Annotated in this window: 27 protein-coding genes and 1 other annotated feature; of the genes, 7 read left to right on the top strand and 20 right to left on the bottom strand. The window is 53.4% G+C overall.

The window, feature by feature from the left end; all coding sequences use genetic code 11:
- Positions 1 to 95 precede the first annotated feature (95 nt).
- The 3 genes from R0140_RS10840 to R0140_RS10830 are packed head-to-tail and all read left to right on the top strand — an operon-like array spanning position 96 to position 2,663.
- Positions 96 to 1,010, top strand: a complete 915-nt coding sequence (locus R0140_RS10840; RefSeq protein WP_008804439.1) for an HTH-type transcriptional regulator AdmX — start codon at positions 96 to 98, stop codon at positions 1,008 to 1,010.
- Positions 1,011 to 1,059: 49 nt separating this feature from the next.
- The gene (locus R0140_RS10835; RefSeq protein WP_012541370.1) at positions 1,060 to 2,313 is read left to right on the top strand and encodes a D-amino acid dehydrogenase; all 1,254 of its coding nucleotides are present in this window, start codon (positions 1,060 to 1,062) and stop codon (positions 2,311 to 2,313) included.
- A complete protein-coding gene (locus R0140_RS10830; protein WP_074182489.1) occupies positions 2,310 to 2,663 on the top strand; it encodes a RidA family protein in 354 nt (117 codons plus the stop codon). Before R0140_RS10835 ends, R0140_RS10830 begins: the two co-directional genes overlap by 4 nt.
- A gap of 52 nt (positions 2,664 to 2,715) precedes the next feature.
- Here R0140_RS10830 and ihfA read toward each other — a convergent pair whose 3' ends face one another.
- From ihfA to R0140_RS10780, 10 genes are all read right to left on the bottom strand, one after another.
- The gene (ihfA, locus tag R0140_RS10825; RefSeq protein WP_002909098.1) at positions 2,716 to 3,015 is read right to left on the bottom strand and encodes an integration host factor subunit alpha; all 300 of its coding nucleotides are present in this window, start codon (positions 3,013 to 3,015) and stop codon (positions 2,716 to 2,718) included.
- Positions 3,016 to 3,019: 4 nt separating this feature from the next.
- Positions 3,020 to 5,407: a phenylalanine--tRNA ligase subunit beta gene (gene pheT / locus R0140_RS10820; RefSeq protein ID WP_012967834.1), complete on the bottom strand. Its 2,388-nt coding sequence runs from the start codon at positions 5,405 to 5,407 to the stop codon at positions 3,020 to 3,022.
- Positions 5,408 to 5,422: 15 nt separating this feature from the next.
- Positions 5,423 to 6,406, bottom strand: coding sequence for a phenylalanine--tRNA ligase subunit alpha (gene pheS, locus R0140_RS10815; protein ID WP_008804435.1), 984 nt, complete (start codon positions 6,404 to 6,406; stop codon positions 5,423 to 5,425).
- A gap of 63 nt (positions 6,407 to 6,469) precedes the next feature.
- Positions 6,470 to 6,594: a sequence feature (Phe leader region), on the bottom strand.
- Positions 6,545 to 6,589, bottom strand: a complete 45-nt coding sequence (pheM, locus tag R0140_RS10810) for a pheST operon leader peptide PheM (protein WP_001386830.1) — start codon at positions 6,587 to 6,589, stop codon at positions 6,545 to 6,547. It overlaps the preceding feature by 45 nt.
- A gap of 118 nt (positions 6,595 to 6,712) precedes the next feature.
- Positions 6,713 to 7,069, bottom strand: a complete 357-nt coding sequence (rplT, locus tag R0140_RS10805; RefSeq protein ID WP_000124850.1) for a 50S ribosomal protein L20 — start codon at positions 7,067 to 7,069, stop codon at positions 6,713 to 6,715.
- Positions 7,070 to 7,119: 50 nt separating this feature from the next.
- Positions 7,120 to 7,317 carry a 50S ribosomal protein L35 gene (rpmI, locus tag R0140_RS10800; protein ID WP_001124225.1) on the bottom strand — a complete coding sequence of 66 codons (198 nt, stop codon included), beginning with the start codon at positions 7,315 to 7,317 and terminating at the stop codon, positions 7,120 to 7,122.
- Between the two features lie 96 nt (positions 7,318 to 7,413).
- The gene (infC, locus tag R0140_RS10795) at positions 7,414 to 7,956 is read right to left on the bottom strand and encodes a translation initiation factor IF-3 (protein WP_012967832.1); all 543 of its coding nucleotides are present in this window, start codon (positions 7,954 to 7,956) and stop codon (positions 7,414 to 7,416) included.
- 3 nt (positions 7,957 to 7,959) lie between these two features.
- On the bottom strand, positions 7,960 to 9,888 hold the full coding sequence (thrS, locus tag R0140_RS10790; RefSeq protein ID WP_008804433.1) for a threonine--tRNA ligase: 1,929 nt from the start codon (positions 9,886 to 9,888) through the stop codon (positions 7,960 to 7,962).
- Positions 9,889 to 10,320: 432 nt separating this feature from the next.
- Complete coding sequence (locus R0140_RS10785) at positions 10,321 to 10,554, bottom strand: YdgH/BhsA/McbA family protein (protein ID WP_047667494.1); 234 nt, start codon at positions 10,552 to 10,554, stop codon at positions 10,321 to 10,323.
- Positions 10,555 to 10,824: 270 nt separating this feature from the next.
- A complete protein-coding gene (locus R0140_RS10780) occupies positions 10,825 to 11,583 on the bottom strand; it encodes a DUF481 domain-containing protein (RefSeq protein WP_008804431.1) in 759 nt (252 codons plus the stop codon).
- Between the two features lie 354 nt (positions 11,584 to 11,937).
- Between R0140_RS10780 and pfkB the strand changes: the two genes are divergently transcribed.
- From pfkB to R0140_RS10765, 3 genes are all read left to right on the top strand, one after another.
- The gene (gene pfkB / locus R0140_RS10775; RefSeq protein ID WP_008804430.1) at positions 11,938 to 12,870 is read left to right on the top strand and encodes a 6-phosphofructokinase II; all 933 of its coding nucleotides are present in this window, start codon (positions 11,938 to 11,940) and stop codon (positions 12,868 to 12,870) included.
- Positions 12,871 to 12,962: 92 nt separating this feature from the next.
- Positions 12,963 to 13,247 carry a type V toxin-antitoxin system endoribonuclease antitoxin GhoS gene (gene ghoS, locus R0140_RS10770; RefSeq protein ID WP_008804429.1) on the top strand — a complete coding sequence of 95 codons (285 nt, stop codon included), beginning with the start codon at positions 12,963 to 12,965 and terminating at the stop codon, positions 13,245 to 13,247.
- A gap of 105 nt (positions 13,248 to 13,352) precedes the next feature.
- Positions 13,353 to 14,225 (top strand): fructosamine kinase family protein, encoded by an 873-nt coding sequence (locus R0140_RS10765; RefSeq protein ID WP_012541366.1) that lies wholly within the window; start codon positions 13,353 to 13,355, stop codon positions 14,223 to 14,225.
- Between the two features lie 42 nt (positions 14,226 to 14,267).
- On the opposite strand, the gene tonB is transcribed toward R0140_RS10765, so the two are convergent.
- Positions 14,268 to 15,014, bottom strand: a complete 747-nt coding sequence (gene tonB, locus R0140_RS10760) for a TonB system transport protein TonB (RefSeq protein ID WP_022065331.1) — start codon at positions 15,012 to 15,014, stop codon at positions 14,268 to 14,270.
- Between the two features lie 210 nt (positions 15,015 to 15,224).
- On the opposite strand from tonB, the gene R0140_RS10755 reads away from it, so the two are divergent.
- Positions 15,225 to 15,521 (top strand): YciI family protein, encoded by a 297-nt coding sequence (locus R0140_RS10755; protein ID WP_008804420.1) that lies wholly within the window; start codon positions 15,225 to 15,227, stop codon positions 15,519 to 15,521.
- Positions 15,522 to 15,760: 239 nt separating this feature from the next.
- On the opposite strand, the gene R0140_RS10750 is transcribed toward R0140_RS10755, so the two are convergent.
- From R0140_RS10750 to R0140_RS10710, 9 genes are all read right to left on the bottom strand, one after another.
- On the bottom strand, positions 15,761 to 16,078 hold the full coding sequence (locus R0140_RS10750) for a S24/S26 family peptidase (RefSeq protein WP_049124925.1): 318 nt from the start codon (positions 16,076 to 16,078) through the stop codon (positions 15,761 to 15,763).
- On the bottom strand, positions 16,078 to 16,317 hold the full coding sequence (locus tag R0140_RS10745; protein ID WP_021518677.1) for a hypothetical protein: 240 nt from the start codon (positions 16,315 to 16,317) through the stop codon (positions 16,078 to 16,080). The genes R0140_RS10750 and R0140_RS10745 overlap by 1 nt, the downstream gene beginning before the upstream one ends.
- Before the next feature lie 104 nt (positions 16,318 to 16,421).
- On the bottom strand, positions 16,422 to 17,198 hold the full coding sequence (locus R0140_RS10740; RefSeq protein ID WP_129059566.1) for a hypothetical protein: 777 nt from the start codon (positions 17,196 to 17,198) through the stop codon (positions 16,422 to 16,424).
- On the bottom strand, positions 17,198 to 19,162 hold the full coding sequence (locus tag R0140_RS10735; RefSeq protein WP_317704029.1) for a hypothetical protein: 1,965 nt from the start codon (positions 19,160 to 19,162) through the stop codon (positions 17,198 to 17,200). The genes R0140_RS10740 and R0140_RS10735 overlap by 1 nt, the downstream gene beginning before the upstream one ends.
- Before the next feature lie 86 nt (positions 19,163 to 19,248).
- The gene (locus tag R0140_RS10730) at positions 19,249 to 21,726 is read right to left on the bottom strand and encodes a MoaD/ThiS family protein (protein ID WP_317704028.1); all 2,478 of its coding nucleotides are present in this window, start codon (positions 21,724 to 21,726) and stop codon (positions 19,249 to 19,251) included.
- Positions 21,713 to 22,108: an NlpC/P60 family protein gene (locus tag R0140_RS10725; protein ID WP_317704027.1), complete on the bottom strand. Its 396-nt coding sequence runs from the start codon at positions 22,106 to 22,108 to the stop codon at positions 21,713 to 21,715. Before R0140_RS10725 ends, R0140_RS10730 begins: the two co-directional genes overlap by 14 nt.
- Complete coding sequence (locus R0140_RS10720) at positions 22,105 to 22,575, bottom strand: hypothetical protein (protein ID WP_004178860.1); 471 nt, start codon at positions 22,573 to 22,575, stop codon at positions 22,105 to 22,107. Before R0140_RS10720 ends, R0140_RS10725 begins: the two co-directional genes overlap by 4 nt.
- Complete coding sequence (locus R0140_RS10715; RefSeq protein ID WP_031590297.1) at positions 22,575 to 23,051, bottom strand: hypothetical protein; 477 nt, start codon at positions 23,049 to 23,051, stop codon at positions 22,575 to 22,577. Before R0140_RS10715 ends, R0140_RS10720 begins: the two co-directional genes overlap by 1 nt.
- A 42-nt stretch (positions 23,052 to 23,093) precedes the next feature.
- Positions 23,094 to 26,357 (bottom strand): tape measure protein, encoded by a 3,264-nt coding sequence (locus tag R0140_RS10710; RefSeq protein ID WP_317704026.1) that lies wholly within the window; start codon positions 26,355 to 26,357, stop codon positions 23,094 to 23,096.
- Positions 26,358 to 26,368: the final 11 nt, after the last annotated feature.

The raw sequence follows: 26,368 nt of genomic DNA, 5'->3' as shown, positions 1-26,368 counted from the left end.
AACCGGAGCGCTGATTGGAGATTAAATTTATGTTAACTTTGTGTTAGTGGATAATGACTTTTTATCGGTAGGCTATAACCCTGAGTTAACTGTTCATGAAACTGCGTCATCTGGAAATCTTTCACGCCGTAATGACCTGCGGCTCGCTGTCACGGGCGGCGGAAGCGCTCAATATCTCTCAGCCAGCGGCCAGCAAAGCGCTAAAAAGCGCCGAGATGAAACTGGGTTTTACCCTCTTTCAGCGGGTGCGCGGCAAGCTGCTGCCGACCAGCGAGGCGATCACACTTTTCGAAAAAGCACAGAGCATTTATCAGGACCTCGATAACCTGCGCCTGTTGGCCGACAATCTGGCCCGCGATCCGCGCGCCAAAATCACCTTAGGCTGCCTGCCGAGTCTGGGATTAAGCCTGGTGCCAGAGCTGGTGACCGACTTTTATCAGCAAAACAGCAACCTGGTGATGACGCTCACCACCGAGCACACCGAGACGCTGGTCAAAAAACTGGATTTGCGCGAGATAGATTTGGCGCTGACGCTACAGCCGGTGCAGCAGGGAGAGATCCTGACCACCCTGATTGCCGAAGTACCGCTGGTGTACATCGACCGTCATTATCGTCAGGGGGCGGTGGACATCAGCCAGATCGACCAGCAGCGCTGGATCTCGCCAGGGCCGCACTCGCTCTCTGCGGCCATCGCCACCCGTCGCGACTTTTCCACCACCCGGCTTAACGTTCAGACCTACTATATGGCTACCGAGTTCGTGAAGCGCGGCATGGGCTGCAGCATCACAGATATCTTTTCCGCCCAGCACAACCTGGCTCCAGAGATGATCCACCCCATTACGCCGCCGATTGCCATCAACCTCTGCCTGCTGCGCCGGGCCGATGTTTCGCTGAGTCCAATGGCGCAAAAGTTCGTCGATTTTCTCTGCCAGCGTCTGCGCCAGCAACTCAAGGAGATTAACCTGCGGTTATACCCTGACCATAAAAAGTCAATTGCGCCGCTGGGGTAAATGCTTTGACATAACCCGATAAATTGATTAGCGGTGGATATATCGGGTTATGAACAAACGCATTGTCATTATCGGCGGCGGCGTGGTCGGTCTGGCCACGGCCTGGGAACTGATTAAGCGCGGCCATCAGGTGCAATTACTGGAGCGCAATGCTGAACCGGGCAGTGCCACCAGTTTTGCTAACGGCGGACAATTAAGTTATCGCTACGTTGCCCCCCTTGCCGATAGCGGCGTTCCCCTGCAGGGGATTAAATGGATGGGCAAAGCCGATTCGCCGCTGAATATGCGTCTTAAGATGTCTTTCCAGCAGTGGCGCTGGCTGCTGCAGTTCCTGCGTGCCTGTAATAGCCAGACCAATAAAATGAACGGCGATCATATTTTGCGCCTGTCGTTGCTCAGCCGTCAGGTCATGCAGTCATGGCTGGATGAGGATAATCTTGCCGATTTTCACTGGCGGCGCAGCGGTAAATTAATTATCCATCGCCGCGAATATGATTTTAATAAAGCGGCAAAAGGGATAGATCCTCAGTATCAACAAGCGCTGAATGCTGACGCCTGTCTGCAGCTGGAGCCGGCACTCAGACATATCAGCCCTTCGCTGCAGGGCGGAATTTATTCGCCGGGCGATGAAACGGCAGATTGCCATCAGTTCTGCCTTGCCCTGCTCGACAAGCTCAATGCCAGCAACGACTTTAGCCTGCTGACCCACTGTGAGGTGCAGCGGCTCAATAAGCGCGGCGGACGCATCATCGCCCTGGAGACCAACCGGGGAACCATCACCGGCGATGATTATGTCGTTGCCGCCGGTAACGGCAGTGGTCCTCTGCTTGGGCATCTGGGAGTTCGCGTGCCGCTGTGCGCCCTGAAGGGGTACAGCCTGACCCTGCCCTATCCTGAAAAAGCAGGTATTGCCCCTGACATCAGCGTCACCGACTACGGGCACAAAATCGTTTATGCCCGCCTTGGCCAACAACTGCGCATCGCGGCGATGGTGGACATCGGCTATGACGGCGACCAACTGCGCGAGAGCCGCATTCAGGCGCTGAAAAACATCGTCGCCCGTAGCTTTCCCGAACTCGAAGGGCTGGACAAGGCCGAAGCCTGGACCGGCATGCGCCCGTCAACACCAGCAGGCCCGCCGATGCTGGGTCGCGCCGGATACCCCAATCTATGGATGAACCTCGGCCAGGGTAGTCTCGGCTTTACCCTCGCCGCCGGCAGCGCGGTGGTGCTGGGCGCGTTAATCGACAATCAGGCACCCACTATTTCTTTAGAAGGTCTCACATGGAAACAAACCGCATGACCATTATTCGCAATAATCCACAACCTCGCCTTTCCGCCAGCGTTGCGTATGGCAATCTGTTGTTCCTCTCCGGGCAGACGCCAAAAAGCAGCGAAGACGATATCGTTTTACAAACCCGTGAAGTGCTGGAGAAGATCGATGCCCTGTTGGCGGCTGCCGGGAGCGATAAGCGGCAAATTCTCTCCGCGCAGATCTGGCTGAAAGATATCGAACGTGATTTTGTCGCATTCAATGACGTGTGGGTACAGTGGATGCCGGAAGGCCAGAGCCCGGCGCGAGCAACCGTTCAGGCAGAGATGGCGCGACCGGATATCCTGGTGGAGATCATGCTCACCGCCGTCAAAGCGTAAGGACGTATAGAAAAGAAAAAGGCCGCAATGCGGCCTTTTTAATTAGTTCAGATTATTTGTCTTTCGGCGACGCGTTTTCGACACGGCTTTTCAGCTTCTGACCGGGTCTGAAGGTCACCACGCGCCGGGCTGTAATGGGAATATCCTCCCCCGTCTTCGGGTTACGTCCCGGGCGTTGGTTTTTATCCCGCAAATCGAAGTTGCCGAACCCGGAGAGTTTGACCTGTTCTCCGTTTTCCAGAGCACGACGGATCTCTTCGAAAAACAACTCGACCAGTTCTTTGGCATCCCGCTTGCTAAGCCCAAGCTTATCAAACAGATATTCTGACATTTCAGCTTTTGTAAGCGCCATAGGTTCAATCCCTCAATGATGCCTGGAATCGCTCTTTTAATGCCTCTACACATCTGGCAACGGTAGCGGCAATCTCCTCTTCTTCGAGTGTACGGCTGGTATCCTGCAGGATCAGGCTAATCGCAAGGCTCTTATACCCTTCCGCCACACCTTTACCACGGTACACGTCAAATAAGTTTACGCCAACTACCTGATTTACGCCAACTTTCTTACATTCGGCTAAAACATCGGCAGCAGCCACGTTTTCCGCGACCAGCACCGCGATGTCACGACGGTTCGCCGGGAAGCGGGAAATATCGCGCGCCTGAGGCACCACGCGGTCTGCGAGCTTGTTCCACTCCAGTTCGAACACCAGAGTGCGACCGTTCAGATCCAGTTTACGTTCCAGTTCCGGATGAACAACCCCAATGAAACCAATGCGTTCACCTTTAAGATAAATCGCTGCGGATTGGCCTGGATGCAGCGCGGCGATCGCTTCGCCACGGAACTCGATGTCGGCCAATTTACCGGTTAAATCCAGTACGGATTCCAGATCGCCCTTCAGATCATAGAAATCGACCGTCTCTTTCGCCAGCGTCCAGTGCTCTTCGTAGCGGTTACCGCAGATCGCCCCGGCCAGCATCACATCCTGACGAATGCCCAGCGGCGCCTGAGTATCCGGCACGAAGCGCAGGCCACTCTCAAAGATGCGCACGCGGCTCTGCTGACGGTTCTGGTTGTAGACCACGGTACCCAGCAGGCCGGTCCACAGCGACAGACGCATCGCCGACATTTCGCTGGAGATCGGGCTTGGCAGGATCAGCGCCTCTTCCCCGGCGTGGATCAGCTGCTGGATTTTCGGGTCAACAAAGCTGTAGGTGATCACTTCCTGATAGCCTTTGTCGTTCAGCAGCGTTTTTACGCGCTTCAGCGACAGGTCGGCTTCACGATGGGTACCCATGATCAGACCCGCCTGTACTGGCGCATCAGGAATGTTGTTGTAGCCATAAACGCGAGCCACTTCTTCGACCAGATCTTCTTCGATCTCCATGTCGAAACGCCAGCTCGGGGCGACTGCCTGCCATTCGTCCTGACCCACCGTCACTTCGCAGCCGAGGCGCTGCAGAATGTCGGTGACCTGCGCGTCATCAATATGGTGGCCAATCAGGCGATCCAGTTTGCTACGACGCAGGGTAATGGTGGCGCGTTTTGGCAAGGTCTCTTCGTTTGTCACGTCGATCACCGGGCCGGCTTCACCGCCGCAGAGGTCGATCAGCAGACGCGTGGCACGCTCCAGCGCTTTATACTGCAGCGCCGGATCGACGCCGCGCTCATAGCGATGAGAGGCATCGGTGTGCAGGCCATGACGGCGCGCGCGGCCGGTAATGGACAGCGGGCTGAAGAACGCGCATTCCAGCAGCACGTTCTGGGTTTCGTCGTTAACGCCGGAGTGTTCCCCGCCGAAGATCCCGCCCATCGCCAGCGCTTTGTTATGGTCAGCAATAACCAGGGTGTCGCTGTCGAGCTTCGCTTCAGAGCCATCGAGCAGCACCAGGGTTTCACCCTCTTTCGCCATGCGCACCACGATCCCGCCTTCGATACGGTCGCGGTCAAAGGCGTGCATCGGCTGGCCCAGCTCAAGCAGGACATAGTTAGTCACGTCAACCACCGCGTCGATGGAGCGGATCCCGCAGCGGCGCAGCTTCTCTTTCATCCACAGCGGGGTCGGCGCTTTGACGTTGATGCCTTTCACCACGCGGCCCAGATAGCGCGGGCACGCCTGCGGCGCGTCAACCTGAATCGGCAGCACGTCGTCAATGGTCGCGGCAACCGGCGTAATTTCCGGCGCGTTCAGCGGCGCTTTGTTCAGCACAGCGACATCGCGCGCCACACCGATGATACCCAGGCAGTCGGCACGGTTTGGCGTGACGCTGATTTCGATAGTGTTATCGTCAAGCTTGAGGTATTCACGAATATCAGTGCCGATCGGCGCATCCGCCGGCAGTTCGATGATACCGCTATGGTCGTCGGAAATACCCAGCTCGGAGAAAGAGCACAGCATCCCTTCTGACGGTTCGCCGCGCAGCTTCGCCGCTTTAATTTTAAAATCGCCCGGCAGCACGGCGCCGATGGTCGCCACGGCGACTTTCAGCCCCTGACGGCAGTTTGGCGCGCCGCAGACGATGTCCAGCAGGCGTTCACCGCCCACGTTGACTTTGGTGACGCGCAGTTTGTCAGCATTTGGATGCTGGCCGCACTCCACCACTTCACCGACCACTACGCCGTTGAAGCTGCCGGCAACCGGCTCAACGCCGTCGACCTCGAGGCCCGCCATGGTGATCTGATCGGAAAGCGCTTCGCTGTCGATCGCCGGGTTAACCCACTCGCGTAACCACAGTTCACTGAATTTCATTGTTCTGTCCTGCCCTTATTTAAACTGTTTGAGGAAACGCAGATCGTTTTCGAAGAACGCGCGCAGATCGGTCACGCCATAACGCAGCATGGTCAGACGCTCCATCCCCATACCGAAGGCGAAGCCGGAGTAAACTTCCGGATCGATACCGACGTTACGCAGCACGTTCGGGTGTACCATCCCGCAGCCGAGCACTTCCAGCCATTTGCCGTTTTTACCCATCACGTCAACTTCTGCGGACGGCTCGGTGAACGGGAAGTAGGACGGACGGAAGCGCACCTGCAGGTCTTCTTCAAAGAAGTTGTTCAGGAAGTCGTGCAGCGTCCCTTTCAGGTTGGTGAAGCTGATGTTTTTATCAACAATCAGACCTTCCATCTGGTGGAACATCGGGGTATGGGTCTGGTCGTAGTCGTTACGATAGACGCGGCCCGGCGCGATAATACGGATAGGCGGCTGCTGGTTTTCCATGGTGCGGATCTGCACGCCGGAGGTCTGCGTACGCAGCAGGCGAGTGGCATCGAACCAGAAAGTGTCGTGGTCAGCGCGCGCCGGATGATGACCCGGAATATTCAGCGCATCGAAGTTGTGGTAATCATCTTCGATTTCCGGGCCAGTCGCCACGGTAAAGCCGAGCTCACCGAAGAAACTTTCAATACGGTCGATGGTGCGAGTGACCGGATGCAGGCCGCCATTTTCAATGCGGCGTCCCGGCAGCGAGACGTCAATGGTCTCTGCGGCCAGACGCGCATTCAGCGCTGCGCCTTCCAGATCAGCTTTGCGCGCGTTCAGCGCCTGCTGCACCTGCTCTTTCGCTTCGTTGATGACCGCGCCGGCTGCCGGACGCTCTTCCGGCGGTAACTCGCGCAGGGTGGTCATTTGCAGGGTCAGATGCCCTTTTTTACCCAGGTATTCCACGCGGACGTTGTCCAGCGCAGCAACATCTGATGCCTCGTTAATGGCTGCCTTGGCACTGGCAACCAGCTCTGCGAGATGTGACATGGTTTTCCTCATTATGTCGGTGCAGACACCGGTTATAGTGAAATTAATATCCCGAATCCATATACGAAAAAAGCCTCCACAGGGGAGGCTTTCTGGCGCTGTTTTCCGTTTCTTCTTTCACGCGCTAGCCTCCTGAGTTCAGGTGCTAAAGTAAAAAAAGAAGCGGAAAATAGCAGCATTCATGCTTGCATTACCTTGTCTGGTAAGAAACGTCAGACCTGTATTGAAAAGCCTGCGCCAATAAAAGTCAATGTATTGATGGTGTTGAAACGAAAAGAGGGAGACAAGCTCCCTCTTTCAACTGGCTTATGCCAGAGCTGCTTTCGCTTTTTCGACCAGAGCGGTGAACGCTACTTTGTCGAATACGGCGATGTCAGCCAGGATCTTACGGTCGATTTCAACAGAGGCTTTTTTCAGGCCATTGATGAATTTGCTGTAAGAAATACCGTTCTGACGTGCTGCTGCGTTGATACGTGCAATCCACAGTTGACGGAACTGACGTTTACGTTGACGACGGTCACGGTAAGCGTACTGACCAGCTTTGATAACAGCCTGGAAGGCAACGCGGTATACGCGAGAACGCGCACCGTAGTAGCCTTTAGCTTGTTTCAAAATTTTCTTGTGACGTGCACGTGCAATTACACCACGTTTTACGCGAGCCATGTGTGCTCTCCTGTATCTATTCTAAGTTAAAAAAGTTAAACGTTAACGACTTATGCGTACGGCAGGCACGCGATAACCAGGCCCAGATCGCCTTTGGAAACCATGGCTTTCGGACGCAGGTGACGTTTACGCTTGGTAGCTTTTTTAGTCAGAATGTGACGCAGGTTAGCGTGCTTGTGCTTAAAACCACCTTTACCGGTTTTTTTGAAGCGCTTAGCAGCACCGCGTACGGTCTTAATTTTTGGCATCTTAATAACTTCCACTTCGCATTGTTAATAAACGAAACATAGGCGAACAACATCAGTGAAGCCCTAAGGCTCCACTGACATCGCTACTTGAAGGCCTTACTGTTTCTTCTTAGGAGCGAGCACCATGATCATCTGGCGGCCTTCGATCTTCGTAGGGAAGGATTCGACTACTGCCAGTTCACTCAGATCGTCACGGACGCGCGTAAGCACTTCCATACCGATCTGCTGGTGGGCCATCTCACGACCGCGGAAACGCAGTGTGATCTTAGCCTTATCGCCATCTTCGAGAAAGCGAACCAGGCTGCGGAGTTTTACCTGGTAATCACCATCATCGGTCCCAGGACGGAATTTAATTTCCTTAACCTGGATAACTTTTTGCTTTTTCTTCTGTTCCTTAGAAGACTTACTCTTTTCATAAAGGAACTTGCCGTAGTCCATGATACGACAAACTGGCGGTTCGGCGTTAGGGCTGATTTCAACTAAATCTACTCCGGCCTCTTCAGCCTTTTCGAGAGCTTCTCTCAGACTCACAATACCCAAAGCTTCGCCTTCCAGACCTGTCAAGCGAACTTCCAGGGCGCGAATCTCGCCATTGATACGATTCGGACGTGCCGTTTGAACTCGTTTTCCGCCTTTAATACCTTATTCCTCCAGTTGTTGAAGACTGCGGCTGCGAATCTCTTGTTGCAGCTTCTCAATCACTTCACTTACGTCCATGCTGCCGAGGTCTTTCCCGCGACGGGTGCGCACGGCCACTTTGCCGGCTTCGACTTCTTTGTCGCCACAGACCAACATATACGGGACACGACGTAAAGTGTGCTCGCGGATTTTAAAGCCAATCTTCTCATTTCTCAAGTCTGCTTTTACACGAATGCCCGCATTTTGTAGTTTACGCGTCAATTCGTTAACGTATTCAGCCTGAGAATCGGTAATATTCATGACCACTACCTGCACTGGTGCAATCCAGGTTGGGAAGAAGCCAGCGAACTCTTCGGTCAGGATGCCAATGAAGCGCTCCAGGGAACCGAGAATCGCACGGTGAATCATGACCGGTACCTGACGCTCGTTATTTTCGCCCACATAAGAGGCGCTTAAACGCTGCGGCAGAGAGAAGTCCAGCTGTACCGTTCCGCACTGCCATGCGCGATCGAGGCAGTCATACAGGGTAAATTCAATTTTCGGGCCGTAGAACGCCCCTTCTCCCAGTTGATACTCAAATGGGATGTTATTTTCTTCCAGCGCCACCGCCAGATCCGCTTCCGCGCGATCCCAGGTCTCATCGCTACCGATACGTTTTTCCGGGCGAGTTGACAGTTTGACGACGATCTTCTCGAAGCCAAAGGTGCTGTACATATCGTAGACCATACGAATACAGGCGTTCACTTCATCGCGAACCTGATCTTCAGTACAGAAGATATGCGCATCATCCTGGGTAAAGCCGCGAACGCGCATCAGACCGTGCAGCGCGCCAGACGGTTCGTTACGGTGACAGCTGCCGAATTCCGCCATACGCAGCGGCAGATCGCGGTAGGATTTCAATCCCTGGTTGAAGATCTGCACGTGACCCGGGCAGTTCATCGGCTTGATGCAGTATTCACGGTTCTCAGAAGAGGTGGTGAACATCGCATCTTTGTAGTTGTCCCAGTGGCCGGTTTTTTCCCACAGCACACGGTCCATCATGAACGGACCTTTGACTTCCTGATACTGGTACTCTTTCAGTTTAGAACGAACAAAGGTTTCCAGTTCACGGAAGATAGTCCAGCCGTCGTTGTGCCAGAACACCATACCCGGCGCTTCTTCCTGCATATGATACAGGTCAAGCTGCTTGCCAATTTTACGGTGGTCACGCTTGGCGGCTTCTTCAAGACGCTGCAGATAGGCATTCAGCGCTTTTTTATCTGCCCACGCGGTACCGTAGATACGCTGCAACATTTTATTGTTGCTGTCGCCGCGCCAGTAGGCACCGGCGGTTTTCATCAGCTTGAAGTGATGACAGAAGCGCATATTCGGTACGTGCGGGCCGCGGCACATATCGATATATTCTTCATGATGATACAGACCCGGCTTATCATCATGAGCAATGTTTTCGTCAAGAATAGAAACTTTATAGGTTTCGCCGCGCTTCACGAAGGTTTCACGCGCTTCGTGCCAGCTGACTTTCTTCTTGATAACATCGTAGTTTTTCTCGGCGAGCTCATGCATACGTTTTTCGAGCGCGTCGATATCTTCCTGAGTCAGGGTGTGGTCGAGGTCTACGTCATAGTAGAAGCCATTATCAACAACCGGACCGATAGCCATTTTGGTGTTGGGCCACAGCTGTTTAATGGCATGGCCTAACAGGTGCGCACAGGAGTGACGAATGATCTCCAGCCCTTCTTCATCTTTCGCAGTGATAATAGAGAGAGTGGAATCCGTTTCGATCGGGTCGCAGGCGTCTACCAGTTCACCGTTTACCCGCCCGGCAATGGTGGCTTTCGCCAGGCCTGGACCGATATCCAGCGCAACATCCATGGGGCTAACAGCGTGGTCAAAATGGCGTTGACTGCCATCAGGAAGCGTAATTACAGGCATTTTATGTCCTTATTTGCAGTGGTGCCCCGCACGAAAGAGCACATACAAAACTATATAATCATAATTATCATCAGGTTAAGGCGCAGTTCCCGCTTCACTCTGCGAAAATAGGAGGACGACCGGATAGACCGTTCCCGCCTGCCACCGCCTGCTGATAACACCGGGGAGTAGTTTACACATCATTGGTACGTGATTAAAGCCGCAAGCGTATAAATGATGGCGGAATGTGGAGAAAACAAGAGAGATTGAGATAAAAAGACGAATATCCTGCTACTGCAGGCAAGAATAATCCCCGGCAAAGCCGGATAATATTATTCGGACGTGATAGAAGAGACGCAATGATATTGCATACTTAATCTTTAACGCAGCGCGTTAAACCGGTACCGCTTCACCCGGCTTAATTGACGTACGGCGAAATAAAGGTCTGGTATATTATGACCACTCGCCGGCCACCAGCGTATGCACATTAAAGGCATCGCTCATGGACTGTCCGGTGGTCCGGGAACCGGGGGCGATATACGAGCCAGCCTCAACGTCAGTCGCTTTGGCGATGCCAACCTGAGTATGGTCCTGGTTGCCTGATGGCGGAACGGGCGTGGCAGCGGATGCGCCAAAAGAAAGCACGCACAGCGCCAGGGCTGCGATGGTAAATGAAGTGTTTTTCATGATATTCATTCTCTTATTACGGAAGACAGACCGCGCGATTTCTCCGCCCGGACAGTGCATATCATTATAGATCCAGATCACATATTTGTCCGTCGAATATTTAGCTTTTCGTGTCAAATAGAATGAATATTTGTCAACAAACCGGGAATAATGGAGAAAAGATGGAGGGCTATTTCTTTTTATAAAAACTAAAACGAAAGGCCAGAAAAAATAATGGCACTCATTGCTAAATTTAAAACGAACAGGCCGGGGAAACCCGGCCTGAAAATATTACATTTTATACCCAAGGGACAGCGACGTCCGGCGATCGGTATGCTCCGGCGCAGAGGAAGGCGGTGCCGAGTTCCAGGTCACGTTGTAGGCGACCTTCAGCGCGAAATGGGCGTTAATCGCCACGTTTAACGCGCTCTCAGAGTTGACGGTGGTGTCCTCAGCGCCAAACACCGAGACCCCTTGCGTAAATTTGGCGTTATCGGTCATCTGCCAGGCCCAGGTGCCGGAGGCGTAACCCAGCGGCTGAGTATCGGTTTCTCCATCGGTAAACTCGTCATAGCGAACGCCAGGACCGAATTCAAACCGCAGGCTGTGCACCGGACCGTTGAGGATCTGACGACCATAACCCGCCGTCAGGACATCACGCTGCTGATAGCCATTATAGCGGTCGGTCAGCCAGCTGCCCTGACCAAAAATATAGTTCATATCGGTCAGGTTGTAGCGGCTACGCCCACCGACTGCATATTTTTCTGAGGATCGCTCATCGTTGGAAGAGGTGTTGCTGGCATTCCCCCACAGCGACCAGGCGGTGGTATTACCATACCAGGTCAAGGTGGAATCTGCCGTCATCGAGGAGTTTTTGGTGTTGCCGGACTGCGCCAGGTAGCCTGCGTTAACCACACCTTCGAAAGGTTTTTTAGCAGCGGAAGGGTCATCCATGACGGTAAATACAGAATCATCGGCCATTGCGCCAACAGACGCAAAAAGCCCCCCCGCCAGCATAACCGCTGCGGGTACTGTCTTTAAAAGCTTCATTATAACTCTCTAAAATACATTTTTTAGGACAGTACAAATGATGAACAGACACAACCTGCCCGCTCATTGAATTTAGCGTCCGTACAACATAAAAGAGACCTGAGGGTCCCGGAAACTTTCGCGAGGATCGCGGTGTGCAGGTCCTAAGAAAGGTAGCAAATTATAAAAAAGCACGAATAACATAGCAATCACTTACTCTTTCGTTTTTTGAATAAGACAGCTCCGGAAACAATCTTTATTTCATAATGAAAATACAGGCTTCTTTGCAAATCTCTCAGGAACATCACTTTCCCTCCCGGAGCCATCGTGCCATGCTTAAATAAAGCACAGTCGCCGTATTAAGGAGGAGAAGGAATGACCAAAATTTATACGTTAACGCTGGCCCCCTCGCTGGATAGCGCCACGCAGACCCCACAGATTTATCCCGAAGGTAAACTCCGCTGCAGCGCGCCAGTATTTGAGCCCGGCGGCGGCGGGATCAACGTTGCCCGTGCCGTGACCTTTCTTGGCGGCAAAGCCACCGCCATTTTCCCGGTTGGCGGCGCCACCGGCGAGCACTTAGCAGCCCTGCTGGCCGATGAGCAGGTGCCGGTCGAGACCGTCGAAACCCGCGACTGGACGCGGCAAAACCTGCACGTTCACGTGGCCGCCAGCGGCGAACAATATCGTTTTGTCATGCCCGGCGCAGCGTTGACGGATGATGAGTTCCGTCGGCTGGAAGAGAAAGTCCTGACTATCGAACCCGGCTCACTGCTGGTGGTAAGCGGCAGCCTGCCGCCAGGTATCAGCGTCGAAAACCTGATGCAACTGGTGAAAAATGCGCAACAGCAGGGACTGCGCTGCATTATCGACAGTTCCGGCGACGCGCTGGCTGCGGCGCTGGACGTCGGCAATATTGAGCTGGTGAAGCCGAACCAGAAAGAGCTCAGCGCCCTCGTACAGCGCGATCTGAGCCAACCCGATGACGTACGCCTTGCCGCCCAGTCGTTGATCCAGTCCGGTAAAGTACGCCGGGTGGTGGTTTCGCTCGGGCCGCAGGGGGCGTTAGGCGTTGACGCCAGCGGCAGCGTTCAGGTGGTGCCGCCTCCGATGAAAAGCCAGAGCACCGTCGGCGCCGGCGACAGCATGGTGGGCGCCATGACCCTGCGTCTGGCGGAAAACGCCGGGCTGGAAGATATGGTTCGCTTTGGCGTCGCTGCCGGTAGCGCCGCGACAATCAATCAGGGCACCCGTCTCTGCTCGCAGGCCAATACGCAAAAAATCTACGATTATCTCTGCGGTCGCTGATCTTCCCTGCCCCTCCGCACTGGCGGAGGGAGCCACGATATTGGCTGGATGGTCTATGCTGGAAAGGCTATGGATAACAATGGGGTGTAGAGATGAGCAATGAGATAACCGCCTGGGTCGTCAGCGTCACCTTTCACGAACAGGCGCTGACGGAGATCAACGAGGTCAGCAACCACTTTACCCGCGCCGGGTTCGTACTGACGCTCAATGATGAAGACGGCAATCCCCATGAGCTGGGGACCAACACTTTTGGCCTGCTCAGCGCCCAGGATGCTGATGAAGTTAAGGCCCTCAGCGCAGGGCTGGCGGAATCGGCTCTGGGCCGCCCGGCAGAGATTACGGTCAGCACATTCGCCGAGTGGTTAAAAGCTCAATAAGTGCGTTTAACGCAACGGAAAGCGTCAGTTGTGCGTCAGTTCCAGGTTTACCCGGTAGCAGTGCGCTAACCTTATGATATGGTGGAAAACATGGGGAGAGACAGCATGTGGCAAGCAATCAGTACACTTTTACGCGATTGGCATTCCGAAAACGCTGAAATCGAACTGAAAACCGAGCTGCCCGGTGGGGAAATCCATTCGGCCTGGCATTTACGCTTCGGCGGGAAAGATTACTTCGTGAAATGCGACGAACGTGAGCTTCTGCCCATCTTCACCGCCGAGGCCGATCAGCTGGAACTGCTGTCGCGAAGCAAAACCGTTCGCGTGCCGCAGGTCTATGCGGTCGGCAGCGACCGTGACTACAGTTTTGTGGTCATGGAATACCTCCCTCCCCGTCCGCTGGATGCGCATAATGCCTTCCTGCTCGGCCAGCAGTTAGCGCATCTGCATCAGTGGAGCGATCAGCCGCAGTTTGGTCTGGATTTCGACAACGATCTTTCCACCACGCCGCAGCCCAACGCCTGGCAGCGTCGCTGGTCGGTGTTCTTTGCCGAGCAGCGTATCGGCTGGCAACTGGAGCTGGCGGCGGAGAAAGGGCTGCACTTTGGCGATATCGATACCTTAGTCGATGTGGTTCAGCAGCGGCTGGCCAACCATCAGCCGCAACCTTCACTGCTCCATGGTGACCTGTGGTCCGGTAACTGCGCCTTAGGACCAGATGGCCCCTATATCTTCGATCCGGCCTGCTACTGGGGCGATCGCGAGTGCGATTTAGCCATGCTGCCGATGCACCCGGAACAACCGCCGCAGATCTATGACGGCTACCAGTCCGTTTCACCGCTGCCAGCAGGTTTTCTCGATCGCCAGCCCATCTATCAGCTGTACACCCTGCTGAACCGGGCGATTTTGTTTGGTGGCCAGCACCTGGTGACGGTCCAGCAGGCGCTGGACGATGTATTGACGGAAAAAACGCGTTAGACAAGACTCACGGCGGACCAGGGGGTCCGCCGCAACGCATTATCAGTTGATCTCGACCCCACTCAGACGGAATTTGATAGTCATCGTCACGCCGGTTCCCGGTCTTGCCTGCTCGTAACGCCATCTGCGCATCGCGCTTTTCACTTCGCGCTCAAACATATTGGCCGGCTGGGCAGAGAGGATCTGTAGGTTGTCGATTCGGCCATCTGGCGTCACGTCAAACTTCACCCGTACCGTCCCTTCGATGCGCAGCGCCTGGGCGCGGGCCGGATAGGTCGGCTGGACACGGCTGATCGCCCGCGGGCCGCTCGGGGCAGTAACGGTGGGTTTGGCGGCCGCGGTCGAGGTGCTTGGCGCGGTGCGCGCTGGCGTCGTGTTGTTGTTTTCAAACGGCGAGGCCGGACGCGGCTCTGCTGCCGGCTTCACGTCCCGCTTCGGCTGCTCAACCTTTTTCTCCGGCTTGGGTTTCGGTTTGGGTTTAGGCTTCGGCTTCGGTTCCGGTTTATGGATCACCACCGGCGCCTCTTTCGGCGGTTCAGGCACCACCTCGGGTTCCGGCTCAGGATCAGGTTCGACAACGGGCTCCACGACTGGCTGTGCCGCCGGGGGCGGTTCAAGATCGGCCGGCGCGACCATCGTAATCTCAATCGGCTGCGTCGGAGAAGGCTGTTCAATAACCTGATGTACCGAGGTATAAAGCAGCCCCGCCACAACGGCACCGTGGATAGCCACGGACAGCAGCGTTGGCCACGGGAAGCGGCGAGGTAAATCAAGGGTCATTGCGCTCATAGTCGTTTCTGTTGAAAAATGATGCTCCGATTTTAAATGCAAATAGCAATCATATTCAATAAGGCGTCTTAACCTGAGTCAATTTTTGCCACCATTTGCAGAAAAAAGCCGCGTCGGCAGCGCATTCGACACCGGTATGCATCTTTGCATTGCAGTCCAGGGCGGTTTAACTTAACGTAATTCGCCTGATTATTGATAAGGAGCTTTGCCGTGCTTTACGTTATCTACGCTGAAGATATCGCCGATTCTCTGGAAAAGCGGCTCTCGGTTCGCCCTGCGCATCTCGCGCGTCTGCAACTCTTACACGATGAAGGCCGGCTGCTTACCGCCGGGCCAATGCCGGCCGTTGACAGCAACGAACCGGGCGCAGCAGGGTTCAGCGGCTCAACGGTGATTGCCGAGTTTGAGTCGCTGGAAGCGGCGCAGTCCTGGGCCAATGATGATCCGTATATTGCGGCTGGCGTCTACCGCCAGGTCTCTGTTAAGCCTTATAAGAAAGTATTTTAGCCTTAAGTATTTAATCAATAAATACAGATGGTTAATGGTTGTTATAATAGGCGATCATTCAAAAAAGGACACATATAAGTACACATTGTTCAGAATGGTCGCCCTTAAACGATCCTATTTCTATTTTTTGCGAGCAGCTATCCAGAAATGAACACTGGCCGTTTACTCAATGGGCAAGGTATCGCACCATAACCGCGGACATACTTGTTGTAGTTACGGTGCGCACCACTCTTTCATTGTTAAACCGCCAGGCTATCGCTTCGCACATCACAAATGATATGCGTCACGACGCCGGCGACAGCAACATCATCCAGAGCCTCACCTTCGATAGCTTCGCCGTCTTCAGTGATCAGCGATCGCCCCATCAGCTTTGCAAGCTCAGATCTGCCATCGTGTAGAATAATGAGTTGGCTTCCCTGCCTGGGTTTAAGCCCAATATCTACGACAACATAACCGCCATCCCTTTCGAAAACGCGGGTGTTAGGCCCGACATTGCAGATCGAGTTAACGGACAGGCGCTGTTCTACGTAGTCCGTCGCGGGTGAAGGGAATCCCATTAGATCACCCTCCCCATGTTGGCCATCATCCACAGCCTGTTTTCACTATGGTCCGGCGTCTTATCGACGAAATACGTCTGCTCGCGTGCGATCCAGGAGTTCGCCTCCACCTCGGAAAAGTGGATGCCACGCCGGCGCAGTGCGGTAACGAAGTCTCGGGTGTGAAGGTACTGGAACCCCTTGGAACTGCGCAAAATGGACTCGCGGAAAGCCGCGGCGATGTCTGACTGTCGAAGCATGATCTGCCCTCCGATAAATACTGTTTTTATATACAGTAGTTTTTATGTGAAAACAGATCAATTCTTTTGGTCGGTATTTTAAAAATTACATAAATTACATGGCATTATGACAATGTTATCCCCCTGTCTGCCATCCGTCTCTTTGCGCGGTTATACATCTGAATGAGATCAGAGGGAGATTTCGCCGTATCAAAAATGGCATACTCTGCCACATCCATGTTAATTGTTGGCCGTTCTGCTGGCGTGACATAGTTTACATGGCCAACACCGATACCAGTTGATGCCAGAACTTTCGCAATAGCATCTGTACGCTCTACCGAGTATGGCGAAGTTGTTCCGTTTGAGCAGAACAGAGTGCTATCCATATGAGAGCCATCACCATTCTCTGACAATGCCACAAATATCCATTTGTTAGCCAGGGATGCATACGGTTGCTCTGATGCAGTTATTGATGGCCTGAACTGCCGCCGCAATGATAATGAAGAGCCTGGATCAAGATACAGTCCTGAACCCGCGCTGTTATTCATGGCGCCAGCAATGAACGGAATTTGTAAGGAGTTGGTCGGCAGCGAAGGGAAACGGATGACTAATGCCTGGGTTTGTATGCGGCTATCCGCAAATGTGCTAACAAGAGCATTTTTAACATTGCTCCCAATAGCAAGAGTAAAGAAATTATCACCTGATGTAACTGTGTTTTGCTTGGTTAAGGCGCGATTATTTAAAGTTCCTATCAATGATGAGTCAGTGCCATCCAGAGCAAAAAACTCCCACGCATCACTTTCAACAGGTGGCAATTGATTAAATGATAAGTCAGATTCATTAATAATTGGCATAGATGTATCACTACTAAATGCATTTATCCGCAATACAAAACTAGACATTATTCACCAACCTTAATAACTTGAAGTTCGAAGTGAGGAGCCACCTGAAACATAGGGTAATTGACATTGTTGATAGTGATAAAAGAAGTATCACTGTCACGAAGGTTGCCTGATGCACCGTTTACTATATTCAAACCTTCCCCCAGATAGTCAAGAGCATACCTGACAACAGTATTCCCGACTGGTATGGTTGCTAACTCAAAAACTATGGTATCATCGGCACCCCTTGATGACATTATATTAACTTTTCCATTTGAGTCGTTAACACGAAATCCATAATCTGTTGTTGCTGCCAGATTTTCGTTATCTAGCCTCAAGGGAAGAACCCTTATGCGATCAAACTTCAACGTTAAAACGTTACCCCTGAGCGTAGCAGAGACTGGGTTGATATATAAAGACTCAATACCATCAAACATTAACTCCTTGTAATCTCTTCCTCTATATGCCCCATCCCATTTATAGCCAACGCTAGTAAGATGTGTACCATCTGCTGCCCGAGGCAGATGGTACTGCGGAGTAGCAAGCCTGAATTTTTTATTTTTTTGAACCAAATCCAGTTGAGACAGGCAGATATTTGGACTAAGTGCGGCCTTGTATGAACACTGGCTAAATTGAACAAAAACCGGACTTGTCTGCCCATTAACAGCCTTAATATCTGACTCAGCATCAATCTGGAATTGCTCAGCCATAGCGCGCCATGCGGCAGCAGTCGTAGGCGGCGACTGGTCAAGATCGGTCTCCCCCTGAGCAATCGGAATGATATGCACCGCAGAGTCATGGTTCAAGGCATACTGACCAGTCACATGCAGCAGGAAGTGATCATTATACCAGGCTGTACCTTTAATCAGGTTTGCAAGTTTAGTCCCCCCCTTACCTGCGGTGCTGGCAAAAATAACGTGTGTAGATGGAATGATTCCATTATCAATGGCTGCTAGCGTTAGGGCGTAGTTAGCCATTCCCGAGCAGAATGTTTCTCCGCGATTAGTGCCGCCGTCAGGTGCAGGGCTGGTATTATCTTCCACAAGAGGTTTTTGCGATGAAACATCGTTATTTGCTGCCCGAGGACCGGTTGAAAAAGTAATATTTGAATACGGCTGCGAACTAGAAATAATTGTTGTTGCAGTGGCTCCAATAGAAAGTGATTGACCATACCCTAATGTATGGTTAACAGCCTTTGCTATTGGTCTTAATTCTAATGGAAGCGGTTTCCTCTCTGGGGTAATTGTGGACTGGTTCAATCCCGCGCCAACAACAGAGTCTTTTTCTGCATCATAGCCAAGTATTAGTCTATTGTTGCCATCAATCATTAAAGGAATGATAGTGCCTGAACCAACATACAAACCAGTATTTCCATTTGCCTCTCGCTCATCAATTGCGCTATCGCTGATTGATTTCGCCCTTTCGCTGGTGATCATACCAGCCCCAATAACCTCGTCTTTATGAGAGTCATAGCCGAGTATTAGTCTATTACTACTGTCTATAACTAAAGGTATTGTTTCATTATTACCAAAATATAACCCGGTCTGAGCAGTAGCCAGAAAATCACTCGAATCATTTGCAGTTTCCGATACGGCATCCAACATTTGCTGTGATGGCATTTTTCGACCAGTCGCAGTCAATATACCGGAGTTGTTAATGTATTCATCCGCCAAAGATGTGCCATCAGCATTACGAACATATATAGCTGAATTGACTGGTATATTAGCAATGTCTGCCTGCGCTGCCGCAAGTGTCATATACTGCCGGCTAAGAGGGATCAGGTTCTGCCGCGTTTCTTCAACGACTTTATCCCCTTCCGCCTTGATACCATCTACGGTGTAGTGCTCACCGCCCAGGCGATCGGTGTATTTCAGGTCGGTACTGGTGACAACCTTATCCAGCATGGCGCCAGCATAAACTGTGTCCCGAATATCAGTGCTTGGTACCTGGTTGTCGGTGGGAGTTGGTAACGGTACTTCTGCCATTGTGCATGTCGCCCTATAAAAGGCGCACGAAACCCTCAGAAGTGAATCTGATGGTGTGCGCGAAGGTTGGTAATTACTGCTGTGTGTTACAGATAAATCGAGTCTGAATACTCAGTCAGGGATAGCGTTTGAGTATCGTCACCGTTAGGTTTGGCGCTATCGACGCGCCAGATTGTGGAGTTCAGCTCCGAGTCGGTAGCGATGAAATACCGGCTGGGGTTTTGCACCGTGCTGCGGTCATAAATGTTCAAATCGAAGGTATCGGCTGCAGCCTGAAATGCCTGGGCTTTGCCGCTTACCGGATAGGCTCGCCAGCGCCCGCGGTAATTACCGAGGCTGTCGGTCATCACCACCCACATATCTCCGAGAGAAAAGTCGATGCGCTCTGACGTCGAGAACACATCCCCGGAGCGCCCGGTGATATAGCCTGTTTGCTGGGTGTTGTCGTACATGTCAGGACACTGAACCACCGTACCGCGAACAACCTGCGTCGACTCCAGCACTTTCACCGTCATGGTCAGGCGTGAGTAAAGGATTTTCCTCGACTCAAGCCAGGCCCGATCGGTTGCCTGAATGGCGTTGCGGCAGCCGTCCAGGCTGATCTGCATCGCGTTAACAGTGGCATCCTCAACCTCGGTAATGCCGCTGCTGTCGATCTGCAGGTAGATGTACGCCTTCTTGTTCGTCAGCGGGTCGACGTAATCCAGCGCCACGCCGTCATAACCACCGGGTAGAGACATTTTCCACGAAAGTTTATATTCATCCCAGAACATGTTTGAGCGCGCAAATACCGCATCGGGATTTGTCACTTTCTCATCACGCCAGAATGTCAGCACATCGCCGATATTGTTACCGTCAACGCGGGCCACATTGGCGATCGTCGCTATGCGCTCACCCAACGGCTGTTTCTCATCCGAGAAGGTGTAATCGAAATACCCAAGCTGAGCATCTGGCAGTGAGTCTGCAATGGCATAAAGAGCCGCGACGTCAATACTGGCCACGGCCTGTTTACCGACAACCACCCACTCATGCAGGATTGCATCAGCAAACGAGCGACTCGGCCGCAGCGTGTAATCAACCGCGCCGGTTGTCCGGTCGTAGCTGATGGTATGCCGCTGCGCCAGCATATTGTACTTCTGCTCGCGGTTGCTGTTGCTGTCGTTCGAGCCTTTGATCGTGATGCGGGCAATCGTGTCTTCCGGATACACGACGTTTTCGCGTACGTTCACCGCGTGGATCGCCATCAGAGTCACGACGTTGGCGTCATTGCTGTTGTCGAGGCGCTCGATAGTGACCGCATAGCGCCCCGCCCCGGCAGCCGGGACGAACTTGTGCGTTGTGCGGAAATACCGGATCGTCACCTGGAAGTTGTTATCGAAGAAGTAATCGTGCTGCTCGGATGTACCCGGCACCTGATTGTTGTCGTCATCGACCTGCCAGAACTTGATCCGGTATTGCGTTGTGCCGGCCGTCGCACCGAGCTGAACCAACACATGCACCCAGACCTGAGTGGACACGATCGGCGACACTGACGGCCCGATAACAAGTGGCGTCTGATCGTTCAGTGTGAACAACGTCGCGTTGATAACCGCATTGCCCGGCAGAGACGTAATCTCTCCGGAGAGCTCACCAATATAGAACGTCGTGTACGACAGCGTATCGTCGCCGATAAAGCTCTCCGAGGAGATGATATTACCAGCGCCAGTGACGTTCCTTGTGACGCTTGCGCCACCGTCGTTCCAGGTGGCGTTGATGACGAATGACACAGGATGCGGCACCGCCAGCGCAGCGAAGTAGGCAAAGTTGTCATCGTTCGACAGAACGACAGCCTTTAGCTGATTACTCTCGATCGCCACCGATGTCGGCGCCGTCGTAGTTGCAGTCTGGGCCGGGAAATCCTCGCTTTCATTCAGTCCCGGCACGGTCTCGTTATCGACGTCATCGAACTGATACCCCACCTCAATCGTGCCGATCACGTCACCCGGGTTATAAATCGCAGAGCTGGCTCCCGCCAGGCTGCCTAGGTTCGATTCCGAGTAGCGGATCGAAGAAATGGTGTACCGGCCGTAACCGACTTCAAACCACTCCGTGAGTTGTTTGTTATTGTCGACGAACTCGAACAGCGCCTCCTGAATCAGGTCAGGAAAGACGCGGCACTGGCCGTAAATGTTCGGACGCCCCTTGTAGAGTCGCGCGCGGTTTGTCTGGCCGGTCAGGTCGTTATTGGGGGATTCGCCCGTCGCCACCGATACTGACGCGCTGGGCTTATTTGACAGGCCGAACACCTTCAGCGCGCCGGAGAGGATTTTCGTGACCGGACGCAATATCGTGGTGATTAGCTTTCCCACCCCGCCCTCTGGCTGGTCGAAGACAGCCACCACGTCGCCAGATCGCAGTGGCCGGCTTATGTCGTAATCGTCAGGCAGCGCTCGGCCATTCAGTTTCACGATAACATCGCGGTGTAACTGCAGAGAATCCAGAAGGCTCTCCAGTGCGGTTCCAGTCTCTACCGTTCCTGATTGCTTCGGCGCGCCGGGCAGTCGCTGCAATTCATATCGAACCATGCACCATGTACTCCACTTTGCTGTAAACCCTCAGTAAGGCCAGCGGGCTGTCGCAGCGTACGAAACCGAATTCGCCGCGGGAATGCAGGCATTTCACCGGGCTAATCATTACCCCGATGTGCGCCGGCACTTCGCCGCGGTAAAAAATGGCGATGCATCCGGTGGCCGCCACCGGCACACGCCGCCAGTGGGCGCGCTCCTGTTCGTAGCAGGTGATGAAATCCGCGCCCGATTCGTAGCCAGCGATGTGATGCAGCTCCAGGCCGAGCACATGCCGGTAATAGAGAACCACCAGGCCCCAGCAGTCCATCTGCTCAAAACTGCAGGCGCGATTAGCCCAGGGCTTGCCGTTAACAAGCCCGATAAAGTCGCTCTGTGTCATACGGTGATTAGCCCGGGATAGTCTTTCGTGGTGTAAATGATGGAGTTGGCCAGCGTCAGCGGGTTAGTCTTTCCGGCGGTCACGGTGACGTTGCTGGCATCGGCTGAAATGTCGTTCACGTAAAGCGTCCAGTCTTTCAGGGATGTAGTGTCACCGATCGCATTCCACTGCTGATACAGGCACTTTATCGGCGTCATGCGCGCCGCCCCGCGCCAGCTTTTCAGTGTCTGCCGGACATGCTCCGTCGCGGCGACAAAAGTGATCGTCATGGATATGACCGCCGTTCCGTCCTGCGCCGGCTCGGTCACGCTGAACCGCGCAGGCTCGAATGAGTTTCCGCCAAAAGTCGCCGGACGGAACAGGTTATTGACCACACGGTAATAACCAAACGCAGGGTGATAAAACTCCACCGTCTGTTTGATATCGCTTGCCGGCCGCCGCTCTTTCCATTCTCTTAATGTTGGCATCAGTCAGCCCTCGGCATCACTTCGGTGATCAGATAATCCAGCCAGTATCCGTAGCCCGGCTGCGCCTCGACAATCCAGTCGTCGTAATCTTCAGTAATGTCCTCGATACCGTTACTGATAACCGTTGCGGTCCAGGTGACGACGCTGCCGTTCTTGCTGGTCTGCACTGGCATGTCGACGAAATGCAGCGTCTGCTGCTGAACGCCCTGCGTATCACCCAGGTCGATCGGCATCTGGAACCAGTTGCGCCCGCGGTCGCAGTAGGTCGGCGATCGCAGCCATGACTTAAACCGCTCGGCTTGAGCAAGCGTGAATATCCACTGCAGCGTCCAGGTTGCTTTCAGGTCCGTGGTAATCGGCGTGATTATCAATGGACCGACCGCCGTCTGCGTCGTCTGCCAGGCTGTATCCTGCGTCATGTTCTGATCGGCGCGCTGGGGAAGCGGCAGGAACGGAGGGTATTGAACTGTTGCCACGTTTCCTCCGGGCATAAAAAAACCCGCCGAAGCGGGTTGGGTTTAGTAAGCACCTTGCGCTTTGCGGCTTAGTCCAAATGTCTGCTGCATCTGAGAGGATACCGGGCCGCCTCTTTCCATGTCGGTGATCAGCAAGTCCACAACTGCGCTACCGTCCTGCATGTAGCCGTTGGCACTCTGAACGGTGGCACCGGTAGACTGGTTGATGACGTTCACCTGCACGCTGATCCCTCTTCCTGACTGCATATCCTTATTGCTGATGACCTTCCCGTTATCGCCAGGGATCATGTACTGCTTGCCGGTGCTGGCCTGGTAAATCTCTGGCTTACCTTTCTCGCCGACCTGATACAGGCCGCCAGCTGATACCGGGCCGCCGTTGTAGCGAGCGCCGGCAAGCGCAAGCCCGCTGGCAAGCCCAACTGTCGAACTGATACCAGCTGCAGCCGGGCCAGCGTTAGCACCGAATGAGGCGAGCGATGCCATCGCGGCCGCAGGAGCCCAGGCGGAAGCGGTAGTTGCCGCCAGTCCGACGGATGTCGCCACCGATGCGGCACCGAGCGTCTGACCGAGGATGTAGTTTTTCAGCGCTTCGACGCCAACCTGAACAATGCTGTTGATCACGCTGTTCAGGATGGTGTTACCTAGCGACCGCATCGCCTCCTGTGCTGACATTGTGCCGGTTAGCAGACCGGTGATTGCATTGGAGGCATTCCCGCTAAACGCATCCACCGCACTCGTCAGCATGTTATAGCCGAGACTCTGCTGGCTGAGCTCCTGCCACATGGCCTCCTGCCGCTTCTGGCGGTACTGCTCCTCAATCTGGGCGCGAGTCGCTTCGACCTCAGCAATTTTCTGCGGGTAAAGCGTGGCATAGGCATTCAGGGAAGCGATTTGCTTCTGAAACTGGTCATCCACTGCGACCACAGGTGATGCCGCCTGTCTTACCTGGGCATAAGCGCTTTCAGTATCCTGCTTGTCCTTCTCTGCTTTTTGCTGAGCCTTAATGGCGGCGGCAACATCGTATGCCTGAGCGGCATATTTCCCGGCCAGAGCAATTTGCTCCTGCGTGGCGCCCTTGCCCAGAGACTGCTGAGCGGAGAGTATGGACTGTTCTCGCGATAGTTCTTGAGAAGAATCAGCTGCGAGCATGGCTTTCTGCCGAAGCTGTTCAAGTTTTTGTGATACCGATTCTGCGGCTGAGGCTGAACGTTTATCTTGCTGTTCTCCCTTTCTCTGAGCCTCCTGGCGGGCTTCTTCTGCTTTCTGAAGGTCGTAGTTTTCTCCAGCCAGATCGCCAGCTTTTGATATCTGATTTGGGTTGTCAGTAACCTTCGCCGCCTGCATCCTGGCTTTAGTCACTGCTCTTTGACGTTCATCCTGAATTTTCAGTAACTCGTTCTGCTCTTCGAGGTTAAGAATTACTTTGTCGCCATCAGCTGTAGGAGGAGAAACCTGCAGCGCTTTGGGGTTGAAGTTTTGTCCTGCCTGATTTGCTCGGTTTATTTCATCAGCAGTGTTGCCGAAAGCCTTCGCAACCGCGATCTGCACCTGCTCAAGTGACCAACCCTTTTGGATCAGCCCATCATGCACACCCATTGAAGTGAGCATGTTGTTTGTTAATGTTCTGTTGGCTTCAGCCGCAGTTTCCTGAGTTTGCGCCAACTTATCTTGAGCGTTGGCAAGATTCCTTGATTTCTTGGCTAACTGGTCAGAAACCTCAGCCTGCTGACGGGCAAAATCAGCTCCTTGGCCCAATGATTCAGCTACAGCTTGAGCTTCTGGGGTGAAATTACGATATCTAGAACTTAAAGAGTCAACCTCTGCCTGCAGATCAGAAATTTCATCTTTTTGCGCTCTAATAGACTCGTTAGCATCGGCGATGGTGCCCCTGAGCTGGGTATTATTCATCGCCTTCATTGAGGCGTTTACTTTGCCCAGACTATCGGCAAAGCGGAGCGCCTCCTCTCTGGCTTGTTGAGCTTTCTGCCAGAAGTAGAAAATGGCTGATGCTGCCAGCATGGCAGCGCCACCGGGCCCGCCAATCAAAGAAAGAGCTCCACGAGCAAGGCCTATACTTACCGAGGCAGCACTTGCTGCAGCCGCCGCTCGTGCAGATGCCGCGGCTTGTGCAGTTTCTGCCTGCGCTAAAGACAATGATGCTGCACTTGCTCTTGATTTAGCTGCAACTAACGCATCCAGCGCAAGCATTTCAGCTGCGCTACCCTTGGCCACATTATATTCTGCCTGCGCTAAGGCAAGGGAAGACAAAGCCGCCTCTTTGTTTGCAACCGCTTTTCTCTTCACTGACGTAGCAGCAATTAGCGCAGACTGAGCGGCTTGGGCATTGGCAGTGGCCTGACGCTGGGCTGCCAAGGCAGACTGGATCTGAGAGGCGGCAGACATTGTCAATGCGCCGAAATACCGGCTTCCCATAATTGCTGCTGCAGCAGTTAATGCAGCGCTCAGAACGCCAATGTTTTCACTGGCAGTCACAACTGCATCATTAAAAATAGCGGTACCAGTTTTAACGGTAGAGTTTTCGCCAAAGAATTTAGTTACGTTGTTACCAGCCACCTGCAGTGCCTGACTGATCGTCGTCGTTGTATTGGCGAACTCTTTTCCGATCACTGCTCCTTGGGATAGAAGCCCATTAACAACCACGTCGGTTGTTAACTTGCCCTGCGCAGCCATGTTCCGCATTTCGCCGATGCTAACTCCCATGGAGTCAGCAAGAGCGACAATAAGACGGTTACCCTGTTCGTTTACAGAGTTGAATTCCTCGCCGCGTAAAGCTCCAGAAGCAAGGCCCTGCGACAACTGAATAATCGCGTTCTCGGCCTCTTGCGCCGTGGCACCTGATACAACGAACCCTTGGTTTATGATTGTGGTTAACTTCGCCAGATCATCTGCGCTGGTCCCATACTGCCTGGTTGCCCTTTCCAGTCTTGCGTAGAGGGATGCCGTTGCATCTAAACTACTGCGAGTTTGCTGAGTAATGTTGAATACGCGTTCTGTTACATCAGCAAGTTGCTCGTTAGGCCGCAGTGAGTTAGCCAGCTTGTTATTTACAGTTGCCCAGGCATCTGCATATTCGGAAACTTGCTTTACAGAAAGAGCTGCGGCCAAAGCAACGGCTACGCCTGACAGGCTGGACATAGAGCGCTCAGTGTTATTGACGGCGCGTGTTGTGCTGTCGAAACCGCGCTCAATCAGGTCCAGGCGCTGATTAACGCGTTGTTGAGCTACGAGAAGCCCCTGCACATCCATTTCAATATCGTAATAAATGCTGCCAGCGTTCTCAGCCATTTGCTTTTCTC

This window comes from Klebsiella sp. w6 (assembly GCF_033100215.1).
Lineage (GTDB): Bacteria > Pseudomonadota > Gammaproteobacteria > Enterobacterales > Enterobacteriaceae > Klebsiella > Klebsiella variicola.
The sequence above is the reverse complement of the archived record's forward strand: the minus strand, read 5'-3'. Positions and strand labels throughout refer to the sequence as shown.

Coding starts and splice junctions, on each gene's coding strand:
- R0140_RS10835 (WP_012541370.1), top strand. CDS start 1,060: ATGAACAAACGCATTGTCATTATCGGCGGCGGCGTGGTCGGTCTGGCC.
- R0140_RS10710 (WP_317704026.1), bottom strand. CDS start 26,357: ATGGCTGAGAACGCTGGCAGCATTTATTACGATATTGAAATGGATGTG.
- R0140_RS10735 (WP_317704029.1), bottom strand. CDS start 19,162: ATGGCAGAAGTACCGTTACCAACTCCCACCGACAACCAGGTACCAAGC.
- R0140_RS10765 (WP_012541366.1), top strand. CDS start 13,353: ATGTGGCAAGCAATCAGTACACTTTTACGCGATTGGCATTCCGAAAAC.
- R0140_RS10830 (WP_074182489.1), top strand. CDS start 2,310: ATGACCATTATTCGCAATAATCCACAACCTCGCCTTTCCGCCAGCGTT.
- rplT (WP_000124850.1), bottom strand. CDS start 7,069: ATGGCTCGCGTAAAACGTGGTGTAATTGCACGTGCACGTCACAAGAAA.
- R0140_RS10780 (WP_008804431.1), bottom strand. CDS start 11,583: ATGAAGCTTTTAAAGACAGTACCCGCAGCGGTTATGCTGGCGGGGGGG.
- ihfA (WP_002909098.1), bottom strand. CDS start 3,015: ATGGCGCTTACAAAAGCTGAAATGTCAGAATATCTGTTTGATAAGCTT.
- R0140_RS10725 (WP_317704027.1), bottom strand. CDS start 22,108: ATGACACAGAGCGACTTTATCGGGCTTGTTAACGGCAAGCCCTGGGCT.
- thrS (WP_008804433.1), bottom strand. CDS start 9,888: ATGCCTGTAATTACGCTTCCTGATGGCAGTCAACGCCATTTTGACCAC.
- pfkB (WP_008804430.1), top strand. CDS start 11,938: ATGACCAAAATTTATACGTTAACGCTGGCCCCCTCGCTGGATAGCGCC.
- ghoS (WP_008804429.1), top strand. CDS start 12,963: ATGAGCAATGAGATAACCGCCTGGGTCGTCAGCGTCACCTTTCACGAA.
- R0140_RS10730 (WP_317704028.1), bottom strand. CDS start 21,726: ATGGTTCGATATGAATTGCAGCGACTGCCCGGCGCGCCGAAGCAATCA.
- R0140_RS10750 (WP_049124925.1), bottom strand. CDS start 16,078: ATGGGATTCCCTTCACCCGCGACGGACTACGTAGAACAGCGCCTGTCC.
- pheS (WP_008804435.1), bottom strand. CDS start 6,406: ATGTCACATCTCGCAGAGCTGGTTGCCAGTGCCAAGGCAGCCATTAAC.
- pheT (WP_012967834.1), bottom strand. CDS start 5,407: ATGAAATTCAGTGAACTGTGGTTACGCGAGTGGGTTAACCCGGCGATC.
- R0140_RS10840 (WP_008804439.1), top strand. CDS start 96: ATGAAACTGCGTCATCTGGAAATCTTTCACGCCGTAATGACCTGCGGC.
- R0140_RS10740 (WP_129059566.1), bottom strand. CDS start 17,198: ATGTCTAGTTTTGTATTGCGGATAAATGCATTTAGTAGTGATACATCT.
- R0140_RS10785 (WP_047667494.1), bottom strand. CDS start 10,554: ATGAAAAACACTTCATTTACCATCGCAGCCCTGGCGCTGTGCGTGCTT.
- rpmI (WP_001124225.1), bottom strand. CDS start 7,317: ATGCCAAAAATTAAGACCGTACGCGGTGCTGCTAAGCGCTTCAAAAAA.
- tonB (WP_022065331.1), bottom strand. CDS start 15,014: ATGAGCGCAATGACCCTTGATTTACCTCGCCGCTTCCCGTGGCCAACG.
- R0140_RS10745 (WP_021518677.1), bottom strand. CDS start 16,317: ATGCTTCGACAGTCAGACATCGCCGCGGCTTTCCGCGAGTCCATTTTG.
- R0140_RS10720 (WP_004178860.1), bottom strand. CDS start 22,575: ATGCCAACATTAAGAGAATGGAAAGAGCGGCGGCCGGCAAGCGATATC.